Here is a 282-nt window from a genome sequence, read left to right on the forward strand (position 1 = left end):
GGAAGCCCCAGCTTTTCCTTCAGCTCCGCCGTCACCCGTCCGCTTTCCACCGCCTCCTGCACCTCCCGGCACAGCGCCTGCTCCTCCGCCGCAAGCGTTCCAATGTCCTGTTCCAGACCGATCGTCTCGTTCAGCCTTCCGTTTTCCGCCCAGAATAGTTCCTCTATCTCTGCACGGTTTTTCCCCACCAAAAAAGCGCCCTCTCCGGCGCTTTCCTTTAGGCTATACCGTGTGCTCCATTCAATTCCTTTGAGGAATTCTTCTCCTGCTCCTTTCCCATAT

The 282-nt window shown here is 56.7% G+C and carries 1 protein-coding gene; it reads right to left on the reverse strand.

Annotated features, from left to right (window positions below; translation table 11 throughout):
- On the reverse strand, positions 1-282 hold a 282-nt coding region (locus ACG04R_RS28550; RefSeq protein ID WP_394418231.1), incomplete at both ends, for a hypothetical protein.

It is taken from the genome of Pelomonas candidula (genome assembly GCF_043555985.1).
Taxonomy (GTDB): Bacteria; Pseudomonadota; Gammaproteobacteria; order Burkholderiales; family Burkholderiaceae_C; genus Pelomonas; species Pelomonas candidula.